Raw genomic sequence first — 18,526 nt, 5'->3', positions numbered from 1 at the left:
GCTTTTTATGCTGGAGTTCAAAGGGCGGCACACTTAATAGTTCTGGGCAGGTGTAAAACAAAAGCAGCCTGCCGGTTTATACTTCGGCAGGCTGCTTGTTATGTCTAAACTATAGTTCTAGAGTATGTTGTTGATCTGCTCTTTTATCTTTTCCAGTTCCTCCTTCATCTCTACCACATGATGTTGAATAACAGAATCGTTGGCTTTTGAACCAATTGTATTGATCTCGCGGCCAATCTCCTGCGAAATAAAGCCCAGCTTTTTACCGGTAGGTTCCGGCAAATAAACGGTTTCGGTAAAGTAATGCAGGTGGTTTATCAGGCGTACTTTTTCTTCGGCAATATCCAGTTTCTCTATATAATAGATCATTTCCTGCTCCAGGCGGTTCTCATCAAAATGCTCTGCCGATACCAGCTCGTTCATGTGATTTCTGATGCGGTTCCGGATCTGCTCTATACGTACAGGGTCATGCTTGTCAATTTCGGCCAACAGAATTCTGATCTTATCAATGTATGACATGATCTCGGCAGAGAGGGCCTTGCCTTCATCGTTTCGGAAACAGATAATATTCTTGAGCGCAGCCTGCACCAGCGGCAGTACATGCTCCCATTCCGCTTCGCCATTAACCTCCTCTACCTGGTCCTGCAGCAGTACATCGGGCATATGCAGGGCAAGTCTGAACAGGTCGTTCTTGGCGCCGCCTACCACATCGGCCGCCTCATTCAGTTCGCGGTAGTAGGTATTCAGTAACTCTTTGTTTATTGTGCTTTTGGCCTTTTGGGCTTTGTTCTTAACATAATCTACAGTTACGCTTACCTTGCCACGCACCAGTGCTTTCTGCACCAGGTTCCGGATCTCATATTCTTTATCAGACAGGAAGCGCGGCAGGCGCACGCTCATGTCCATGCTCTTAGAGTTTAACGATCTGATCTCAACTGAAATGCTGTATTGGTCTGTGTCTAATCGGGCACTACCAAAGCCCGTCATGGATTGCAACATAGGATAATAGTAATTGTATTCCGGCAAATTAATTATAAATCTTTGTTTTTACGTTACCCAGTACCTAAAAGCTACTTTATCCTGAAAGTGTTGGTGTAAGTTCTGTCTATTTTTATTTACCTTTGATGTATGAAATTTGGTGTAGTCGTTTTCCCGGGGTCCAACTGCGACCAAGACCTTGTAGATGCTCTAAGCGTGGGCATGCAGCAGGAAGTTGTAAAACTATGGCACAAAGACCACGACCTGCAGGGTTGTGACTTTATATTGTTGCCTGGCGGTTTCTCTTATGGTGATTACCTGCGCTCTGGTGCTATTGCGCGCTTCTCTCCTATTATGCAGGAGGTGGTGCAGCATGCCAACAAAGGTGGTTATGTAATGGGTATCTGCAATGGTTTCCAGATTTTAACGGAAGCTGGTTTATTACCTGGCGCCCTGCTGCGTAATGCTAACCAGAAATTCATCTGCGACAATGTGTACATCAAACCGGTTACAACCAACCTGTTACCAACCCGCAACCTGGACCTGAACAAAGCTTACAAAATTCCGGTAGCACACGGCGAAGGCCGCTACCACGCCGATAAGGAAACGCTGCGCAAACTGGAAGACAACGACCAGATCATGTTTAAGTATAGCAGCAATGTTGCCGACACGCACGACATTTACAACATAAACGGCAGCTTACTGAACATTGCAGGCATTGCCAACGAGAAGAAGAACGTGTTTGGTATGATGCCGCACCCGGAGCGCGCAGTAGATCCGGATTTAGGAAACACCGACGGCCGCGCCATCTTCGAATCTATACTTGACCTGGTAAACGCCTAAGTTAGACGTTAGATTTTAGACTCAAGACAGTAGACTTTTATAGTTTATACTTTAAATCAGAAGCCCCGCTTGCTACCACAGGCGGGGCTTTTTTCTCGGACACTGCACAGGTATTGCTAATAAAGAGTTACCCACTCCTAACCCCTCCAAGGAGGGGAATTCTTTTTGGAATGACCGAGCGTCCCTGCCCCAAAACAAGATCCAGATAGCAGATCCGCACTAAAGCAGAGAATAAAACAACCTTGCTCCAAGTAGAGGAGTTATCTTTCAGCAGTAATTTATTCCCCTCCTCGGAGGGGTTGGGGTTGGTTTCACATGCACAACAATTAAGCTTAGAGCTTACCTCGCAACTATAGTTAATTCATGAAACAAGTTTTACGTCTCTTCGACTTCCGCCAGAAAGTTGATTACAAAGTAGAGATTCTGGCAGGGCTTACCGTGGCCATGACCATGATGCCTGAGTCGCTGTCGTTCGCTATACTGGGTGGTTTTCCGCCGCTGGTTGGGTTGTATGCCGCTTTTATTATGGGTTTGGTTACAGCCATATTCGGTGGCCGGCCGGGTTTGATCTCAGGTGGTGCAGGGGCTACAGTGGTCGTGCTTATCGCGCTGATGCAGTCGCATGGCATTGATTATGTTTTTGCAGCTGTGGCGCTTGCCGGTGTATTCCAGATTTTGGTAGGTCTTTTTAAACTTGGCAAATTCATCCGCCTAGTACCCCAACCGGTAATGTATGGTTTTGTGAATGGCCTGGCAGTTATCATTTTCACCTCGCAGCTCGAGCAGTTTAAAACTATAGTTAACGGCGAAACTACCTGGCTCACCGGTAGCCCGCTTTGGATCATGCTCGGGTTGGTGGCGTTAACTATAGCCATCATCGTTATCTTCCCAAGAATCACCAAAGCTGTTCCGCCCTCGCTGGTAGCCATTATCGTTGTATTTCTGGTTGTACTGGGTTTTAACATCGACACGAAGATAGTGAAGGATATTGCTTCCGTAAGCGGCGGCTTCCCTCCTTTCCATATTCCACAGGTGCCTTTTACTTTGGACACGCTCTACATCATTTTTCCATATGCGCTGATTATGGCAGGCGTAGGCTTAACCGAAAGCTTGCTGACCCTAAACCTGGTAGATGAGATTGTAGGTAACCGCGGCAACAGCAACCGCGAAAGTATAGCCCAGGGTAGCGCCAATGTGTTGAACGGCTTTTTCTTCGGGATGGGTGGGTGTGCCATGATCGCTCAAACGCTTGTTAACCTTTCGTCCGGGGCCCGCGCTCGTTTGTCTGGTATAGTTGCCGCTTTAACTATACTATTAATTGTGCTTTATGGCGCACCTGTCATTGAGTTGGTACCCATGGCCGCTTTGGTTGGTGTAATGGTGATGGTGTCGGTGGGAACGTTCGAGTGGATCAGTTTCCGAATCATCAACAAAATGCCGAAGCACGATATTTTTGTAGGCATACTGGTAGCTTTGATTACCATCTGGCTGCATAACCTGGCACTGGCTGTATTGATCGGGGTTATCATCTCTGCGCTGGTATTTGCCTGGGAAAGCGCCAAACGTATACGGGCCCGCAAGTATACCGATGCCAACGGTGTAAAGCATTATGAGATCTATGGCCCGCTGTTCTTCGGTTCTGTAACAGCCTTTAATGAGAAGTTTGATGTGCAGGATGATCCACAGGAAGTGATCATCGATTTCAGGGAAAGCCGCGTAGCCGATATGTCGGGGATTGATGCACTGAACAAGCTAACGGAGCGTTACCGCCAAGCCGGCAAAACGCTGCAGCTACGCCACCTCAGCCAAGACTGCCGCCGCCTGCTCACCAATGCTCAAGATGTAATTGATGTGAACATTCTGGAAGATCCGAACTATACCGTAGCAGCAGTTAAACTATAAACAATAAGGTCCCGGAAGTTTTAAGCTTCCGGGACCTTATTGTTTTAATCAGCACTACTCTTGTAAATTCTCCTCTCTGTAAACCATATCTTATCCGGCATGTCATAACGTTCAATTCTTTCGGTTTCATGTAGTGTTACCATCTTACCTTCCCGAATGTCTTCAACATCAAAGTTTAGATAAGGTCTTCGATAGACTCCTTCTTTCAAAGTATCAACATCTGGTATCAAAGTTATAGTTACCAAACCTCTGTCGGGATTTTTTAGAACAAAGTATCTCCCTTCATACTTCCCAACAAGATCAGAGTCCCACCAATAGTAGATAAATTTTTGATCTTCAGAAAAAGCTATAGTTGTTGTCTTCTTGCTTTTCTGCAACCCTGCTCTTACAGTAGTAGTGCTGTCTAACTCCCAAACACCAATCAACTTTTCTTGTATTTCTTTAACTTCCGGATCAGCCCTTGAGCAACCAACTATAGCCAAAGCTACACATACAACTATAAACAGAGATTTCACCTTCATAGCTGCTTATTTTACCACCTTATTCACGGCATCAATCATCGCTAGCACCTCACTTGGGTGGCCGTTGATGCGCTCGCCGCGTTGTTTGCCTAAACGCACGATAACTACATTTTTCTCAGGGATGGCAATGATGTACTGGCCCAGAATGCCGCGGGCGTAGAAGATGTTCTGGCCTTTATAGTTGGGGAGCAGCCACCATTGGTAGCCATAGTCAGCTGGTTTGCCGGAAGCTGTTGGTAAGCCATTTGGTATAAGCGACTCGTGCACGTAAGTCGGGTCAACTATCGTATCGCCGTTCCAGATGCCGTTGTTTAAGTATAGTTTACCGATGCGGGCAAAGTCGCGGGCATTACTGAAAAAGCAGCAGTAAGCTTTCTCTATGCCAGTTGGGTTATCTACGCTCCATTCGGCATCATGCTCAGCGCCCATTGGTCGCCATAGTTTCTCTTCAGCATACAGACTCAGCGATTTTCTGGTGGCAGCTTCCACTACCATTCCTAAAATCTGGGTATCACCGCTTTTGTAACTGAATACTTGCCCCGGCTCTTCCACAGCTTCCAATCTGCGGATCACTTTTTTCAGGTTAGTGCCATAGTAGGCTTCCGTAGTTACCGACAAAGGATTGGAATACGATTCATCCCAGTTCAGGCCGGAGCTCATCATCAACAGGTGTTTTATCGTTATCTTCTGCTTGGCTCCTTCTTTAAACGACGGCAGAAAATCGGCAACAGGCTGGTCTATAGTTTTGATGTGCCCATCGCGCAGGGCTGCTCCAACCAAAATGCTCACTATACTTTTGGCAACCGAAAAAGAATTACTCAGCGACTCGTCCGAATAGCCATCCCAATATTGTTCGTGAACTATAGAATCGTTTTTGACAACCACAAAGGCTACCGACTGTAGTTGCTGGTGCAGTTGCTGCAGGCTGTCGGGCCAGGTTATTTTGTTATAGTTGGCGGCATGTGGCCAGGGCTGGGTTTTGGCAGGGGCATCTATCTTTCGCTGGTCAAAGATCAGGTTATCGTCTATATCAGCGAAGTTGTAGCGCAGTGCCTTATAGATATAGTTCTTATCGGCGATATGCAGCCAGGCCGCCAACAGGCCCAGCAACAATACTCCCCCGAAAGTAAAGCGTTTTGCTTTCCGGTTCATGTGTGGTGTTTAGAAATCGTAGCCGAGGGTAATGTATAGCTTCGGCCCGTTGCTGCCCATATCTTCTTCGCTCCAGGCTACATCCAGCTTGCCGTACACACCAAACAACGTAGAGCGTGCACCAAAGCCATAACCAACCAGGAACGGGTTACGGTAGTTAATTACTGTTATTTCGAACGGATTCACGTTGGTAGCATCGGTCCGGCCACCAACTATACGCGTGTTGATAGAGTTATTTCCGGTAAATGGGTTTGAGCCATCGTAAGCAGACCCGGCATCGGCAAAGGCTGTTAGCTGCAGGTTACGGAAGAAACCGGAACTGATGGTACCATTATACAGATACTGCGTGATCGGGATACGAACCTCCAGGTTTGCCAGCAAGTGCTTGCTGCCTGTACGGGTGTTATAGTTAAAGCCACGCAGCGGCAAGGCATACTCCAGGTAAAACAAGTCCGGTGCCGATTGAATGTTCACGTCATTACGATCGGTTATATCATCTTCGCCGGCAAACAGCCAGTTGTCCATACCGCCAATCAGGTACTTTTTAGGGGAGTTTCCGAAAAATGCTCCGTAGCTCAGGCGGGCAGCCAGTATAATTTCGCGGTGCAGTTTCTGGTAATGGCGTAGGTCTACGTAAAATTTACTGAAGTTGGCTCTGCTGCTTTCAAAATCGCGCATCGAAAGTAACCCAACTTTCATGCGGGTTCCTTCCATCATGTTTACGCCGGTCACCACTGAGTTATCAAACACGAGCTCTACGTTACCGCCATACAGGTTATTTACGCTATCCGGGGTAGAGAAATCGTTTACTTGTGTAAAGCGGGTGCTTACCAGGCGTGGCTGTGCACGCAGGCTTGTACTATAGCTTAGCGGATAAACCAGCAGCGGGGCCACTTCGTTGCGGGCAAAACGCACTACAGCACCCGGAGCTTCCAGTACTGAGCTCACCAGCACATCGCGCCTGTATTGCACGCCCAGATCTACACGGTTTTTCAGGTTCACGTATTCCGCAAACATGCGGCTTGTTTCCAGGTCGGTGCGCAGGTAGGCTGTACCTCGGATATGGTGATTCTCAAACAAATCACTCATGTTTACGCCGGCAACTATACCGAAGCCTAATTGCGGATCAGCATAAACAGACGTAATGATCTCGTGTACACTGAAACGGGTGTCGTAATCAGCAGGACCTGTGAGCTTGAACTCCGGTGCGACAGTCGCTCTCGGCGCCGCAGCTTTTTCAGGTACTTTAGGAGCCGCAGCCTGCGCAGCAGTAGTGTCAGCTTTAGTTTTCCGGGCAGTAGTAGTATCAGCCTGCTGTTTGTTTACTTCGCCAAATTCATAGTTCTCAATGTTTACCTCTCCCTGCTTGCGCTCTGCTGTGCTCCTGGCTTTCTCATTTTCGAGCAGCTTGCGGGTAGTAGCAGTAGTTGCAGCCTGAGGTGCACGCGCACGCGTTTCCAGAATAATCTGTCGGGCTGTTTTTGGCAGGGTATCAAGTGGAGCTACTGCGTAATCCGGCAATAGGTAAATAAAGTCACGGGACAGATCCTGGGCGCTTAACGCCAGTGTATTGGTTGCTGGTGCGTAATCGAAAGAGTTGATGTTCTGCACAAAGTTGGAAACCGGGCGCTGCTCTCGCGTTGCCATGTTGTAAGAATACAACCCACGGATACCATTTGCCTCGCTCAGAAACAGGAAATTACCATCAATAGTAGCACGTGGCCGTAGCTCGCTGGCTATGCCGGTGGTAAGCTGTGTAATGCTCACCGGCGCACCGGTCTGAAGCAGGAAGATGTCATAGTTATCTACCACATCCTTAAATGTGGCAGCCTGTAATGTTCCGGCCGAATCTACCCAGCGGTTAGAGCTGAACACAATATTTTTGCTACCCTTCAGAAAAACAGGCTCAATGTCGTCGTAAATATCGTTCGTGAGCTGCCCTACTACTTTACCATTACTCTGTAGCAGGTAAAGGTCTGTTTGCCCATCTGCTACAGCACTTACTACGAGTTGACTGCCATCGTCGGAGTAGCTCATGTTGCGCACCTGCGAGAACCCAGAAAGTGTAGCTGCTGGCTTGGTCAGGTCATCGTAAAAAGGCAGGAAAGAGCTTTTGTTGCGAGCGTTTACCTGACGAAGCAGCATCTTGCCCCGGCGTGCTTCCACAAATCCGAGCTGGGTATTGGTGCGCCAGGCCAGCACAGGCAGGTTCATGTCAATCGGCTGATCCAGGGTTTTATAGCCACCCTGCCAAACCACACGGCTGCCTTTGCCTTTTACTTCCTTCACAATGATCTTATAGCTTCCGTAGTCGTTTTCTACATAGGCCAGCAACGTGCCATCGGGGTTCAGCACCGGCTCCGAGTAATGCAGGTTGCGTTTGTTTTTATCGAACAGCTTGTTGTTTTCCGGTAATGATACAAACGGATCATCGGTACGGGAATTTATCTGGATGTAGTAATTGATCCAGTCCTGCAGAAAGCGTTTATAAGGAATGTTCAGGCTGCTGGTTATCCCGATCTCAACGTCTCGGGTAATGCGTGTAAGGTTCAGGATATTCTGGATGGAGGTGTAGCCGTAGCGCTCCGCAATATAGTTCCAAACCGATTGACCGGTCATTTCAGGGTAGCGCATCAGGGCCTGATCCGGCTTTAATTTTTCGCCTTCCAGCAACAGGTCGCGTACGTGGCTGTCCATGTCCAGGCTCCAGCCTTCAGCGGTGTAACCGGCTACGCCTTTTACAAACCACTCTGGCAGTCGCAACAGGTAACTACTCTGTAGTGCCTCCTTCAAACTACCGCCATACATCATGTCGTTCAGCAGCAGTTCGGTCAGTTTATAGCTCAGGTCATTCTTAAAGTCGGTTTTAGTACCTTCGTAGGCCAGCTGCAGCTTATTTTTCATAAACAGGGTTTCGCCCCCGGTCTGAAACTGGTCGCTGTACAAGCCGATGTTACTCTGGCGCAGGTCTGTGGCCGAGTTATAAATTATGAGCGTTATTTTGGAATAAGGATAATACCCGATCAGGCTGGTAATCCGCTTCAGCTCGCGCTCTGCGTAATCGGCGGCATCTTTGGCTGTCTGCTCTCCGCCTTTATAAAAATACAGGTTAAAATTCTGCGTGCTGTATAGTTTCCAGTCAAAGTCTTTGTATTGGATGCGGCTCTTACCAAAAGGGTCGCGGCCAGGCTGTGCATGCAGGGCAGTGCCCGCCAGCGTGCAGCACACAAACAGCAAAAGTAACCTTGTATAAAAACGCATTCGCTTAGAGTTGTAGGTTCTGGTGTTTTATGTAGTCGTAATATAACGAAAAATATCTCGAAATATGTATCTCAGGCATCAATTCTGATTGCCCAGCCAATGCGTCGGCAAAGTGCGAAGCCAGGTAAGGTGCCATTAATACGCCCTTCGAGCCCATTCCGTTAAACACACTTAGTTGCTTATAGTTTGGGTGTGTTCCAACCAGAGGTCTGCGGTCACGTACGGCAGGGCGTATTCCTGCCCAATGTCCTGTCACTTTAAACTCCTGCGGTAAGATCTGCCGGAAACGTTCGCTCAATTCATCTGCTCCCTGCGGCGTGGTCTCTTCGTTGGGGTTTCGCCAGTCGTAAGTAGCGCCAACAATAAAGCGCCCTCCTCCCTCCGGAACAACGTAAACTGCTTTGTTATAGATGCATTCCGGGCTCAAATTCTGCGCTGTCTGCACTTCCAGCACTTCGCCTTTGGTTGGTTGCAGTGGCAGCCACGCAAAATACGGATTATTTACCACCTGGTACCCTTCGCAGAACACCAGGTGCTTTGATGTTATAGTTTTATAGTTTACGCCTGTTTCGGTCAGTTGGAGCTGGCTCATGTCAAACCTTTCAGGCAAGAGTAATTTTTGCTGCAACAGGTCTTCCGTCAGCATATCGAGCATAGCGAATACGTGCAGAAAACCGCCGCGCTTGATCATAATGCCCCCAAACGGATCGTCTACGCCAGGCTGATTTATAGTTTGCGTGTAGGTGGCCTCAATATAATCGCTCCAGTTGCTGCCGGCGCTTTTGGCCATCCAGGTGTTCTGCTCTTCTATAGTTGAGAATATTTTATAGATGGGTTTGTGAAAGAACAGCTCGCGCCCGTATCGTGCTTCCAGTGCATCATAAAAGGCATCGGCAGCAGGCACCAACGTATCTACAAGCCATGATTTGGCAAAGCGCTTACCTGCAACCGGGTTTAACAAACCAGCAGCCACTCTGGATGCCGAGTTTTCTTTTGGCTCATCAATTACCAGCACTTTATTTCCGCGGCTGCGTAGGGTTTCGGCTAAAATGGCGCCGGCCAGGCCGTGGCCCACAACTATAAAATCGTAATTCATGCAGGCAAGTTACGAGATGTACCCGTTAAATTTGTAACTTAGAACCCGATTTTACAGGCTATAGCTACCAGTATACTATGAAAATAGCACGCTTTACGTTTAACCCCTTCGCCGAAAACACCTATGTGCTGTACGACGACACCAATGAGTGCGTGGTAATAGACCCGGGCTGTTCGGATAAAAAAGAAAATGATAAACTACAGCAGTTTATCACGAACAATAACCTGAAGGTGGTGCGCCTGCTGAACACACATTGCCACATAGACCATGTGCTGGGCAATAAGTTTGTAGCCGATACCTATAACGTAGGACTTGAAATACACGAAAAAGACCTGGATACCCTGCGTGCCATACCTGTTTATGCGCCGGTTTATGGTATTACAGGCTACGAAGAGCAGTTGCCAGCCTCTTATTTAGAAGAAGGCGGACAGGTGAAATTCGGTAATACTACCCTGGAAATTATTTTTGCACCGGGCCATGCACCGGGCCACGTGGTGTTCTATCATAAAGAAGACAAGACCCTGATTGCCGGCGATGTGCTGTTCCAGGAAAGTATTGGCCGCACAGACCTGCCCGGCGGCGATTATGACACCTTAATTTCAAGCATCAGAACCAAGCTATTTGTGTTGCCGGATGAGGTGACCGTATATCCAGGCCACGGGCCGGAAACCACCATCGGCCACGAAAAGAAATACAACCCATTTTTGCAGTAACACCCTTGCTGCGAACTATAGTTTTCATGAAGAAACACATCCCTAACTTTATCACCTGCCTTAACCTGTTTTCGGGTTGCGTGGCACTATATCTTATTTTCCAGAACGAACTGGTTTATGCCTCTTACCTGGTCGGCCTTGCTGCTGTTTTCGATTTTCTGGATGGCATGGTAGCCCGCGTGCTGGGTGCTTATTCCGAAATTGGCAAGCAACTGGATTCGCTGGCCGATGTGGTATCGTTTGGCGTAGTGCCCGGGGCGATGATGTTTATGCTGCTGCAGCGCGCAGAAGAAGTTTCGTTTTTACCGGAAACTATAGTTCCGTTTGCCGGTTTCATTATCACGGTTTTCTCGGCGTTGCGTTTAGCCAAGTTTAACATCGACACCCGTCAGACCACATCGTTTATCGGGTTGCCTACGCCGGCCTGCGCTATTTTTGTGGCTTCGTTGCCGCTTATACTGGCCAGCGGCGAGCTGATGGCTTTTGCCATTATCCTGAACAAGCTGGTGTTGCTGGCAGCTACGCTTATTCTTTCGTTTTTACTGGTGGCAGAGCTGCCACTTTTTGCGCTAAAATTCAAGAACCTGAACTGGGCCGACAATTCAGTGCGCTTTATTTTCGTAGGGCTTTCGGTTATATTACTGGCTCTTCTTAACTTCGCAGCTATACCACTTATCATAGTGCTATATATAGTGTTATCTATTTTCAATAAACAAACCGCGTAACCATGAAATTCGTTGCCGAAATAAATGTAATGCCACGCCCAGAGTTGTTAGACCCACAAGGTAAAGCTGTATTGCTTGGCCTGGAGCATCTTGGCCTGGACCAGGTAGAGAACGTGCGCATTGGCAAACACATTACCCTGCACCTGGAAGCCGAAAATGAAACTATAGCCCGCGAGAAAGTGGAGAAGGCGTGCAGCAAACTGCTGGCTAACCTGATCATGGAGTCGTATGAGTACGACCTGAAGCAAGTATAAATTACCGGGCACAATAAGCTGCCTGTTTTTATGTTATTTACAGATGATGCCTTCCTGATACAGGTGGGCATTATCTGCTTTTTTAGTTCTGTGCAATGCCTATGCAGTCACGTTTACATTTGCTGGTATACTTGCTGCTTTTCCTAAGCTCCTTGGCTGGCACAGCTATAGCCCAACAAAAAGCCACAGAACCTATTACCTTAACCTGGGATACTCAGGAAGCCGTGTTTCCGGTTACCGGTCATGAAGCAAAGATACCGTCATTTAAAGGTGCCAGTATCGATCTACTGGGGCGTCTGCCTTACTACCGCCTCTCCATCCCCAACACGCACATCAGTAATTTTAAGGTAACAGATGCTGTATTTGCACCTTTCACAACTAAAGAGCAGGATCAGTTTAAGGACATAATTTTTAGCACAGAGCCAAAGGTCGAAATTTTAAATGCCCGGCAGAATAAGCTACCGGTAACTATAGTTTCGATCCTGCCCATTCGTCGCAACCCACAAACCAACCAGCTCGAAAAACTTACCCGTTTCAGCTATAGTTATAGTCCCGAAACTATAGCTACTCAAACAATAGAACGAACTAATGCAGATAATTTTGCTACCAGCTCCGTGCTCAGCTCCGGCGAGTGGTATAAGCTGACTGTAACACAATCGGGTATTCATAAAATAGATAAGGCTACCTTACAGGCCCTTGGCATCAACCTCCAAACTATAGACCCCAGAACAATACAGCTATTCGGGAACGGCGGTAAAATGCTTCCTCAACCTAATAACGCACCGGTTGTTGATGACCTGCAGGAGAATGCTATAGTTGTAGCAGGCGAACAGGACGGGCAATTCAACGACAGCGACTATATTCTTTTCTACGGGCAGGGGCCACACACCTGGCACTATAACCAGCAGCAGGACAGGTTCGAACACACCTATAATGTTTACTCAGATACAGCCTTCTACTTTTTGCGTGTAGGCTATAGTTCGGGATTGCGTGTGCAAAGCAGACCACAGATTTCAGGAGCTGCCCAAACTATAAACACGTTTAACGAGTACGTTTTTCATGAACGGGATTTGATGAACGCGGTGCACTCCGGCCGCGAATGGTACGGCGAAGAATTCAATACCTTTACTACTTCTCGGGAATTTACATTGCCCGTATCGGGGTTAGTGTTAGGCACTACACCAAAGTTAACAGCCGCCATGCTGGGGAATTCCTCTACGGGCAGTTCGTTTACCTTCAGGTCCGGCAACGCTACACTGGGAACTATAACTATAGCTGGTCGTGGCACTTACCCCTACCACCCCGAGGGCGTAGATGGCGCCCAAACATTTAGCCTTCCGCTTCAAGCCAATGCCACCGAAGCCAGGATCAACATTACATTTAATTTGCTGACCGATGCATCCGCAACAGGCAACCTGAATTACCTCGAGCTAAACTACCAACGTCAGCTCAAACTATACAACCAACAAACTGCTTTCCGCTCTGCAGCCAGCTTAAACAGCTCCATCAGCAACTATAGCATTGCCGATGCACCCAACACCGCCAAAGTGTGGGATGTTACCGACCCGCTGCGCCCACTGCAACAACAGACCAACTATAGCGGTGTGCTGCAATTTGCTGCCCCTTCTGATGTGCTGCGCGAGTTTGTGGTGTTCAATGAAAACGGCATCGACCTGAAACCTATAGTTAAGGGCAAAGTGGCAAACCAGAACCTGCACAGCCTGAACCTGGATGGAACGATAGATCATGTTATAGTTACACATCCGTCACTGTTGCAGGAAGCTAACCGCCTGGCAGCACATCGTAACTCCAAAAGTAACCTGAAAAGTATAGTTGTTACCACTACGCAGGTATATAACGAATTTTCGTCGGGCAGACAGGATGTAACGGCTATCCGGAATTTTATGCGCATGCTGTATAACCGCAGCAACAAGCCCGCCAACGAATTGATGTACCTGTTGCTGTTTGGCGATGCATCCTACGACTTTAAAAATCGCCTACTGAACAACACCAACCTGGTTCCTACTTACCAATCACGGCAGTCGCTGCACCCTATTGCCAGTTACTCTTCCGAAGATTACTATGGTTTCCTGGACCCTGAAGAAGGCGAATGGGCTGAAGACAACTCGGGTGATCAGCTGCTGGACATTGGCATAGGCAGGCTTCCGGCCAAGAACGCACAGGAAGCCGCTACTATGGTGAATAAGATTATCGCCTATGAAACCAACAGCCACCTTGGCAAATGGCGCTCGCAGGTAACACTTGTATCAGACGACGGAGACTTTAACGAACACCAGGAAGACGCCGAAGCCCTGGCAGATTTTCTGGAAAGTGAAGCGCCAAACTATACCGCCAGCAAACTATACATTGATCTGTACCGGCAAGAGGCTGTAGCCAACGGGCAGCGTGTTCCTCAACTTAACCAGGACCTGAATGCTGCTATAGAGCAAGGCACGCTCCTCGTAAACTATACCGGTCACGGGAACGAGGTAAGCTGGGCGGCAGAACAGGTGCTTACTATACCCCAGATCGCGTCGTGGCAAAACTCCGACAGGCTTACCTTTATGCTTACCGCCACGTGCGAATTTGGCCGTTACGATGACCCTACCAGAATTTCAGGAGCTGAGATTGCTCTACTGCACCCAAATGGCGGCGCTGTCGGCCTTATTACAACTACTAGACCGGTCTACTCAAGCGGCAACCGTGTACTAAACCGTAATTTCTTTAAAAGCGCCTTTACACCACCAACAGGCATCATACCACGCCTCGGCGACCTAGTACTGCAAACCAAGAATAACAGTATTACCGATAATGTAAGTGGCTCGCGTGGCGTTTATAACCGTAACTTCACACTTTTATCTGATCCAGGTCTGAGGCTGTCCTCCCCTCCTCTTAAAGCACAGATCACCCATATCAATGATCGCGAAGCTGCAACTGATACCCTCCGTGCTCTTGGCAAAGTAACACTGAAAGGACAGGTTACGAGCACTACGGGCTCATTAGCATCAGACTTTAATGGTACATTACGCATCACCATCTTCGAGAAACAATCTACCCAGCAAACTTACGGAGATGAACGTGCACCACAGGTACCTGTAAAATTGCGCAAGAATGTGTTGTACGAAGGGGCTGCCAGTGTTACGAATGGCCTGTTCTCTGTTAGCTTTGTAGTTCCAAAGGACATTGCTTACCAGTACGGAACAGGTAAAATCACCTTACATGCTAGCAGCGCTACACAGGATGCAATCGGCTCAAATACAACTATAACAGTTGGTGGAACAGCAACCCAAGTAGTTACAGATAACACACCACCAAGAGTTGAATTATATTTAGAAGACGAATCTTTTGTTTTTGGTGGTAGTACCGGTGCCACACCTAATTTACTGGTAAAACTGTTTGATGAGAACGGCATAAATACGGCGGGATTGGGTATTGGCCACGAGCTGGTAGCAGTACTGGACGGAAACGAGGAGAACCCGATCATCCTGAACGAATACTACACTTCTGATAAAGACAGCTACCAGAGCGGTCGGATTACTTACCAGTTGAAAGACCTGGAAAACGGGCTGCATACCCTCCGATTTAAAGCCTGGGACACGCATAATAACTCTGCCGAAGAATACATAGAGTTTTTTGTATCTAATGATGCAGATTTTTCGTTAGACCATGTGCTTAACTACCCGAACCCGTTCTCAACAAATACAACATTCCATTTTGACCATAATCGGGCTGGCGAAGACCTTGATATTCAGGTACAGATTTACACTATATCTGGTAAACTGATAAGAACTTTGGAGACAACAAGTTATACTGCGCCGGCTCATGTAGCAGCAATTTCATGGAATGGGCGCGATGAATATAATGATTTACTGGGTCGTGGCGTTTACATTTATAGAATCTCGGTTCGTTCGCGCCATGACGGTGCCAAAGCGTCTAAATTTGAAAAACTTGTAATTTTAAATTAGAACAATACTGTATTATCCCTATATTTGATATAGTTATCAATTCTACTTATGTATAGAAAAAGTATACTACTAAAGGTTGCAGCATTTGCGTTAGCCTTAACCGCAGCCCCAGCTGCTTTTGCTCAAACTACCATTGGCCAGGATGGGCAGGTTTTAACAACCGCAGTACCTGTACTTTTGGTTGCCCCGGATGCCCGATCAGCGGCGCTCGGTGAAGCTGGTGTAGCCTTAAGTCCTGATGCAAACGCTCCTTTCTGGAACCCGGCCAAACTTGGCTTCGCTCCTAACGACCTGAGTGTGAGCTTCTCATACTCGCCATGGTTGCGCAACATCACCGATGATATGTCGCTGAACTACCTGTCTGGTTATAAAAAGATAAACGAAACATCAGCCATTTCGCTTTCTCTGATGTACTTTGACCTGGGAGAGATACAGTTTATAGATGATCAGCGTAACCCGATACAGGATTTCAATCCGAAAGAATATGCTATATCGGTAGCTTATGGCCAGGCACTGAGCGAGTACCTGAGCTTAGGTATTGCTGCCCGCTTTATACATTCTAACCTGGCCGGCGATGTAAACGTGAGCAGTACATCAAACATAGAAGCAGAGCCTGGTAACACAGCCTCTGTAGACGTTGGCGTGTACTATAACCGCGACCTGAACCAAAACCTAAACCTTGGCTTGGGTGCTAACATATCTAACATTGGTGGAAAAATAGCTTACTCGGAGTCTACTGCCAAAAGCTTCCTGCCTACCAACCTTAAACTAGGTACGGCCATTAAATATAACATGGATGCTTTTAATAGCATTACCTTCTTATTTGATGCGAATAAGCTGTTGGTACCATCTCCTTCTGCCGATCCGGATCAGTCTGTGGTTAGCGCCATCTTTACATCCTTTGGCGATGCAGAAGGCGGAGCAAGCGAAGAGTTTAAAGAAGTAAACTTTAATACAGGTTTAGAGTATTGGTATAACAACCTGTTTGCGGCAAGAGCCGGTTATTTTTACGAGAATGAAGAGAAAGGCGGTCGCCAGTTCTTTTCGCTGGGCCTGGGCCTGCGTTACCAGAAATTTGGTGTAGATGCAGCTTACCTGATCCCGAATGATAAGAATAATCCTTTAGCCGAAACATTGCGTTTTAGCTTAGCACTCAACCTTGATTAAGAACAACAATTTAGAATGCTTGACAGAACAAAAGCACCAGAAATAAAAGAAATAGATGCGGTTTCACTTCAGGTTGCTGAAGTAACAGTATTACCAAACGGAGTAAAGCTGCATATTATAAAGAGCGAAACCCAGCCTGTTGTCAGGCTGGATTTTGTTTTTAAGGCCGGTAAGATCTACGAAAGCGTTAAAGGCGCTGCCGATCTTACTGCTAAGATGCTCTTTGAAGGAACAAAGAACTATAGCGCCAAAGACATTGCCGAAACTATAGCCTACTATGGGGCATCCTTCGACAATACACCGGGCTACGATAGAACCGAATTTACTTTGTATTGCCTGTCTAAGTATGTAAAGGAGCTAATGCCTGTTGTATTGGATGTTTTGCAAAACCCAACCTTCCCTACAGAAGAGTTCGAACTGCTGAGAAAACGGAATCAACAGAACCTTAAAATACAGCGTCAGAAAAATAGCTATCTGGCAACACACTCTTTTACTAAGCTTATATATGGTGACCATCACCCATACATATTTGGCTACGATGATAATGGGTTAGATACTATTGCGAAACAGGATGTTGAGCAATTCTATAAGGAGAACTATAGTTTAGCTGGCCTTGAAATATTTGCCTGTGGCGCGATAACAGAAGAACTAGAAGCTATGCTAGTACAGGAATTATCAGGATTATCCATTTCTGGATCTGGAAGCCGAAAAGCGACTTATGAACAACAGGATAAAGAGAGTGGGTCATTGATTGTAGATGAAATAAAAGACAGTTTACAATCATCTATTCGTACAGGCACACTCTTCCCACATATTACACACCCTGACTTTAACAAGCTTATAGTTTTGAATGAAATACTAGGTGGCTACTTTGGCTCCAGACTCATGAAAAATATACGGGAGGATAAGGGATATACCTATGGAATCTACTCCACTATTTCTCCCAAGGAGAAAGATAGTTTGTTCTTTATAGGTACTGATGTAAACTTTCAGGTTACGCAAAGTACACTTGACGAAATAACAAAAGAAATCAAACAACTACAGGAAGAACTTATTCCAGAAGATGAGCTTGAAACTGTAAGAAGCTATATGATTGGTAAGTTCCTGAACAACATAGCGACCATATTTGAACAAGCAGATAAGTATAAGCGCATAATCCTCTATAACCTACCTACCGATCATTATAGTAATTACCTTACCACTATCCGAACTATAACAACTGAGGAACTAAGGTCTTTAGCTCAGCAATATCTGGAAGTAGATAAATTTAAAACTGCAGTTGCTGGAAAACTGGCGTAATAAATAGATTACCTCACCTCCTTAGCCATAACAAAAGAGCCCCTGAGATTATCAGTGGCTCTTTTGTTTATTACCCACATATGATCAATATATTAGATATAAGAAGCTATTGATCCATGATTTCTATAAAGCTTATAGTAGCTACAAATAGCTCCTATAAGCCTAACTTAAAACAAAATGACAATTTAAAATCAACTGACAAGTATCTGAAATGTAGTCAAGGCTTTTGTTTGATCGAGCAGCCAACAGGGATACGATGGCTATAAGAATAAAGGATTATGGAGCAGGCAAGGTTGCGCATTCCTCACCTAGCTTTAACTGTAAAAGCCAGGCCCGAAGCACCGCTGTCTTAGCGATGGAAGGCTGATGGGCATTTCTACCTGCCGTTTGGCGTTCCTCTTCTCACCTGTATGTAGCCCTTCGAACGGCTACAATGCCGGGAACAAGCCCGCAGTCTTTCTTTTCGCACTTTACCTCTTGCACCCCTTTTTGCTTTAAACGCGCGCCCTTGCCCTCCTGCAGAGGGTGGGGGGATTAAAACGCAAAAGCCCTGTCCTTTTGTAGGGGACAGGGCTTTGTAAGGGGTTGGCGGCCACCTACTCTCCCGGCGGTGAGGCCAGTACCATCGGCGCGTCCGGGCTTAACTTCTC

At 46.9% G+C, this 18,526-nt stretch carries 13 protein-coding genes; 8 read left to right on the top strand and 5 right to left on the bottom strand.

Features of this window, described 5'->3' with window-relative positions; translation table 11 throughout:
- Window positions 1-117: 117 nt before the first annotated feature.
- A complete protein-coding gene (locus GXP69_RS09685; protein ID WP_163914818.1) occupies window positions 118-999 on the bottom strand; it encodes a YicC/YloC family endoribonuclease in 882 nt (293 codons plus the stop codon).
- A 129-nt stretch (window positions 1,000-1,128) separates the two neighbouring features.
- Here GXP69_RS09685 and purQ point away from each other — a divergent pair, with 129 nt between their 5' ends.
- Both purQ and GXP69_RS09675 read left to right on the top strand, forming a co-directional pair.
- A complete protein-coding gene (gene purQ / locus GXP69_RS09680) occupies window positions 1,129-1,821 on the top strand; it encodes a phosphoribosylformylglycinamidine synthase subunit PurQ (RefSeq protein WP_163914816.1) in 693 nt (230 codons plus the stop codon).
- Between the two features lie 363 nt (window positions 1,822-2,184).
- The gene (locus GXP69_RS09675) at window positions 2,185-3,723 is read left to right on the top strand and encodes a SulP family inorganic anion transporter (protein WP_163914814.1); all 1,539 of its coding nucleotides are present in this window, start codon (window positions 2,185-2,187) and stop codon (window positions 3,721-3,723) included.
- Between the two features lie 44 nt (window positions 3,724-3,767).
- On the opposite strand, the gene GXP69_RS09670 is transcribed toward GXP69_RS09675, so the two are convergent.
- From GXP69_RS09670 to GXP69_RS09655, 4 genes are read right to left on the bottom strand one after another with little or no spacing between them, the layout of a single operon-like run.
- On the bottom strand, window positions 3,768-4,244 hold the full coding sequence (locus GXP69_RS09670; protein ID WP_163914812.1) for a hypothetical protein: 477 nt from the start codon (window positions 4,242-4,244) through the stop codon (window positions 3,768-3,770).
- A 6-nt stretch (window positions 4,245-4,250) separates the two neighbouring features.
- The gene (locus GXP69_RS09665; protein WP_163914809.1) at window positions 4,251-5,396 is read right to left on the bottom strand and encodes a serine hydrolase domain-containing protein; all 1,146 of its coding nucleotides are present in this window, start codon (window positions 5,394-5,396) and stop codon (window positions 4,251-4,253) included.
- A 9-nt stretch (window positions 5,397-5,405) separates the two neighbouring features.
- Window positions 5,406-8,657 (bottom strand): TolB-like translocation protein, encoded by a 3,252-nt coding sequence (locus GXP69_RS09660; RefSeq protein WP_163914807.1) that lies wholly within the window; start codon window positions 8,655-8,657, stop codon window positions 5,406-5,408.
- A 4-nt stretch (window positions 8,658-8,661) separates the two neighbouring features.
- Window positions 8,662-9,753, bottom strand: a complete 1,092-nt coding sequence (locus GXP69_RS09655; RefSeq protein ID WP_163914805.1) for an NAD(P)/FAD-dependent oxidoreductase — start codon at window positions 9,751-9,753, stop codon at window positions 8,662-8,664.
- Window positions 9,754-9,830: 77 nt separating this feature from the next.
- Between GXP69_RS09655 and GXP69_RS09650 the strand changes: the two genes are divergently transcribed.
- The 6 genes from GXP69_RS09650 to GXP69_RS09625 all read left to right on the top strand — a co-directional run bounded on the left by GXP69_RS09650 (window position 9,831) and on the right by GXP69_RS09625 (window position 17,876).
- Entirely contained in the window at window positions 9,831-10,466 is a 636-nt protein-coding gene (locus GXP69_RS09650; protein WP_163914803.1) for an MBL fold metallo-hydrolase, read from the top strand.
- Window positions 10,467-10,492: 26 nt separating this feature from the next.
- Window positions 10,493-11,191, top strand: a complete 699-nt coding sequence (gene pssA / locus GXP69_RS09645) for a CDP-diacylglycerol--serine O-phosphatidyltransferase (protein ID WP_163914801.1) — start codon at window positions 10,493-10,495, stop codon at window positions 11,189-11,191.
- Between the two features lie 2 nt (window positions 11,192-11,193).
- Window positions 11,194-11,445 (top strand): phosphoribosylformylglycinamidine synthase subunit PurS, encoded by a 252-nt coding sequence (purS, locus tag GXP69_RS09640; RefSeq protein WP_163914798.1) that lies wholly within the window; start codon window positions 11,194-11,196, stop codon window positions 11,443-11,445.
- 101 nt (window positions 11,446-11,546) lie between these two features.
- Entirely contained in the window at window positions 11,547-15,410 is a 3,864-nt protein-coding gene (gene porU / locus GXP69_RS09635; protein WP_163914796.1) for a type IX secretion system sortase PorU, read from the top strand.
- Window positions 15,411-15,458: 48 nt separating this feature from the next.
- Entirely contained in the window at window positions 15,459-16,577 is a 1,119-nt protein-coding gene (gene porV / locus GXP69_RS09630; protein WP_163914794.1) for a type IX secretion system outer membrane channel protein PorV, read from the top strand.
- A 15-nt stretch (window positions 16,578-16,592) separates the two neighbouring features.
- Window positions 16,593-17,876, top strand: coding sequence for a M16 family metallopeptidase (locus GXP69_RS09625; protein ID WP_163914792.1), 1,284 nt, complete (start codon window positions 16,593-16,595; stop codon window positions 17,874-17,876).
- Window positions 17,877-18,526 lie beyond the last annotated feature (650 nt).

This window comes from Pontibacter burrus, assembly GCF_010686685.1.
Classification (GTDB): Bacteria; Bacteroidota; Bacteroidia; order Cytophagales; family Hymenobacteraceae; genus Pontibacter; species Pontibacter burrus.
Note: the sequence above shows the minus strand (reverse complement) of the source record. Positions and strands in the feature narration are given on the sequence as shown.

What these genes read in the sequence shown, in the direction of transcription:
- GXP69_RS09650 (WP_163914803.1), top strand. Translation starts at nt 9,831, where the DNA reads ATGAAAATAGCACGCTTTACGTTTAACCCCTTCGCCGAAAACACCTAT.
- purQ (WP_163914816.1), top strand. Translation starts at nt 1,129, where the DNA reads ATGAAATTTGGTGTAGTCGTTTTCCCGGGGTCCAACTGCGACCAAGAC.
- GXP69_RS09625 (WP_163914792.1), top strand. Translation starts at nt 16,593, where the DNA reads ATGCTTGACAGAACAAAAGCACCAGAAATAAAAGAAATAGATGCGGTT.
- pssA (WP_163914801.1), top strand. Translation starts at nt 10,493, where the DNA reads ATGAAGAAACACATCCCTAACTTTATCACCTGCCTTAACCTGTTTTCG.
- GXP69_RS09675 (WP_163914814.1), top strand. Translation starts at nt 2,185, where the DNA reads ATGAAACAAGTTTTACGTCTCTTCGACTTCCGCCAGAAAGTTGATTAC.
- GXP69_RS09685 (WP_163914818.1), bottom strand. Translation starts at nt 999, where the DNA reads ATGTTGCAATCCATGACGGGCTTTGGTAGTGCCCGATTAGACACAGAC.
- GXP69_RS09670 (WP_163914812.1), bottom strand. Translation starts at nt 4,244, where the DNA reads ATGAAGGTGAAATCTCTGTTTATAGTTGTATGTGTAGCTTTGGCTATA.
- porV (WP_163914794.1), top strand. Translation starts at nt 15,459, where the DNA reads ATGTATAGAAAAAGTATACTACTAAAGGTTGCAGCATTTGCGTTAGCC.
- purS (WP_163914798.1), top strand. Translation starts at nt 11,194, where the DNA reads ATGAAATTCGTTGCCGAAATAAATGTAATGCCACGCCCAGAGTTGTTA.
- GXP69_RS09660 (WP_163914807.1), bottom strand. Translation starts at nt 8,657, where the DNA reads ATGCGTTTTTATACAAGGTTACTTTTGCTGTTTGTGTGCTGCACGCTG.
- porU (WP_163914796.1), top strand. Translation starts at nt 11,547, where the DNA reads ATGCAGTCACGTTTACATTTGCTGGTATACTTGCTGCTTTTCCTAAGC.
- GXP69_RS09665 (WP_163914809.1), bottom strand. Translation starts at nt 5,396, where the DNA reads ATGAACCGGAAAGCAAAACGCTTTACTTTCGGGGGAGTATTGTTGCTG.
- GXP69_RS09655 (WP_163914805.1), bottom strand. Translation starts at nt 9,753, where the DNA reads ATGAATTACGATTTTATAGTTGTGGGCCACGGCCTGGCCGGCGCCATT.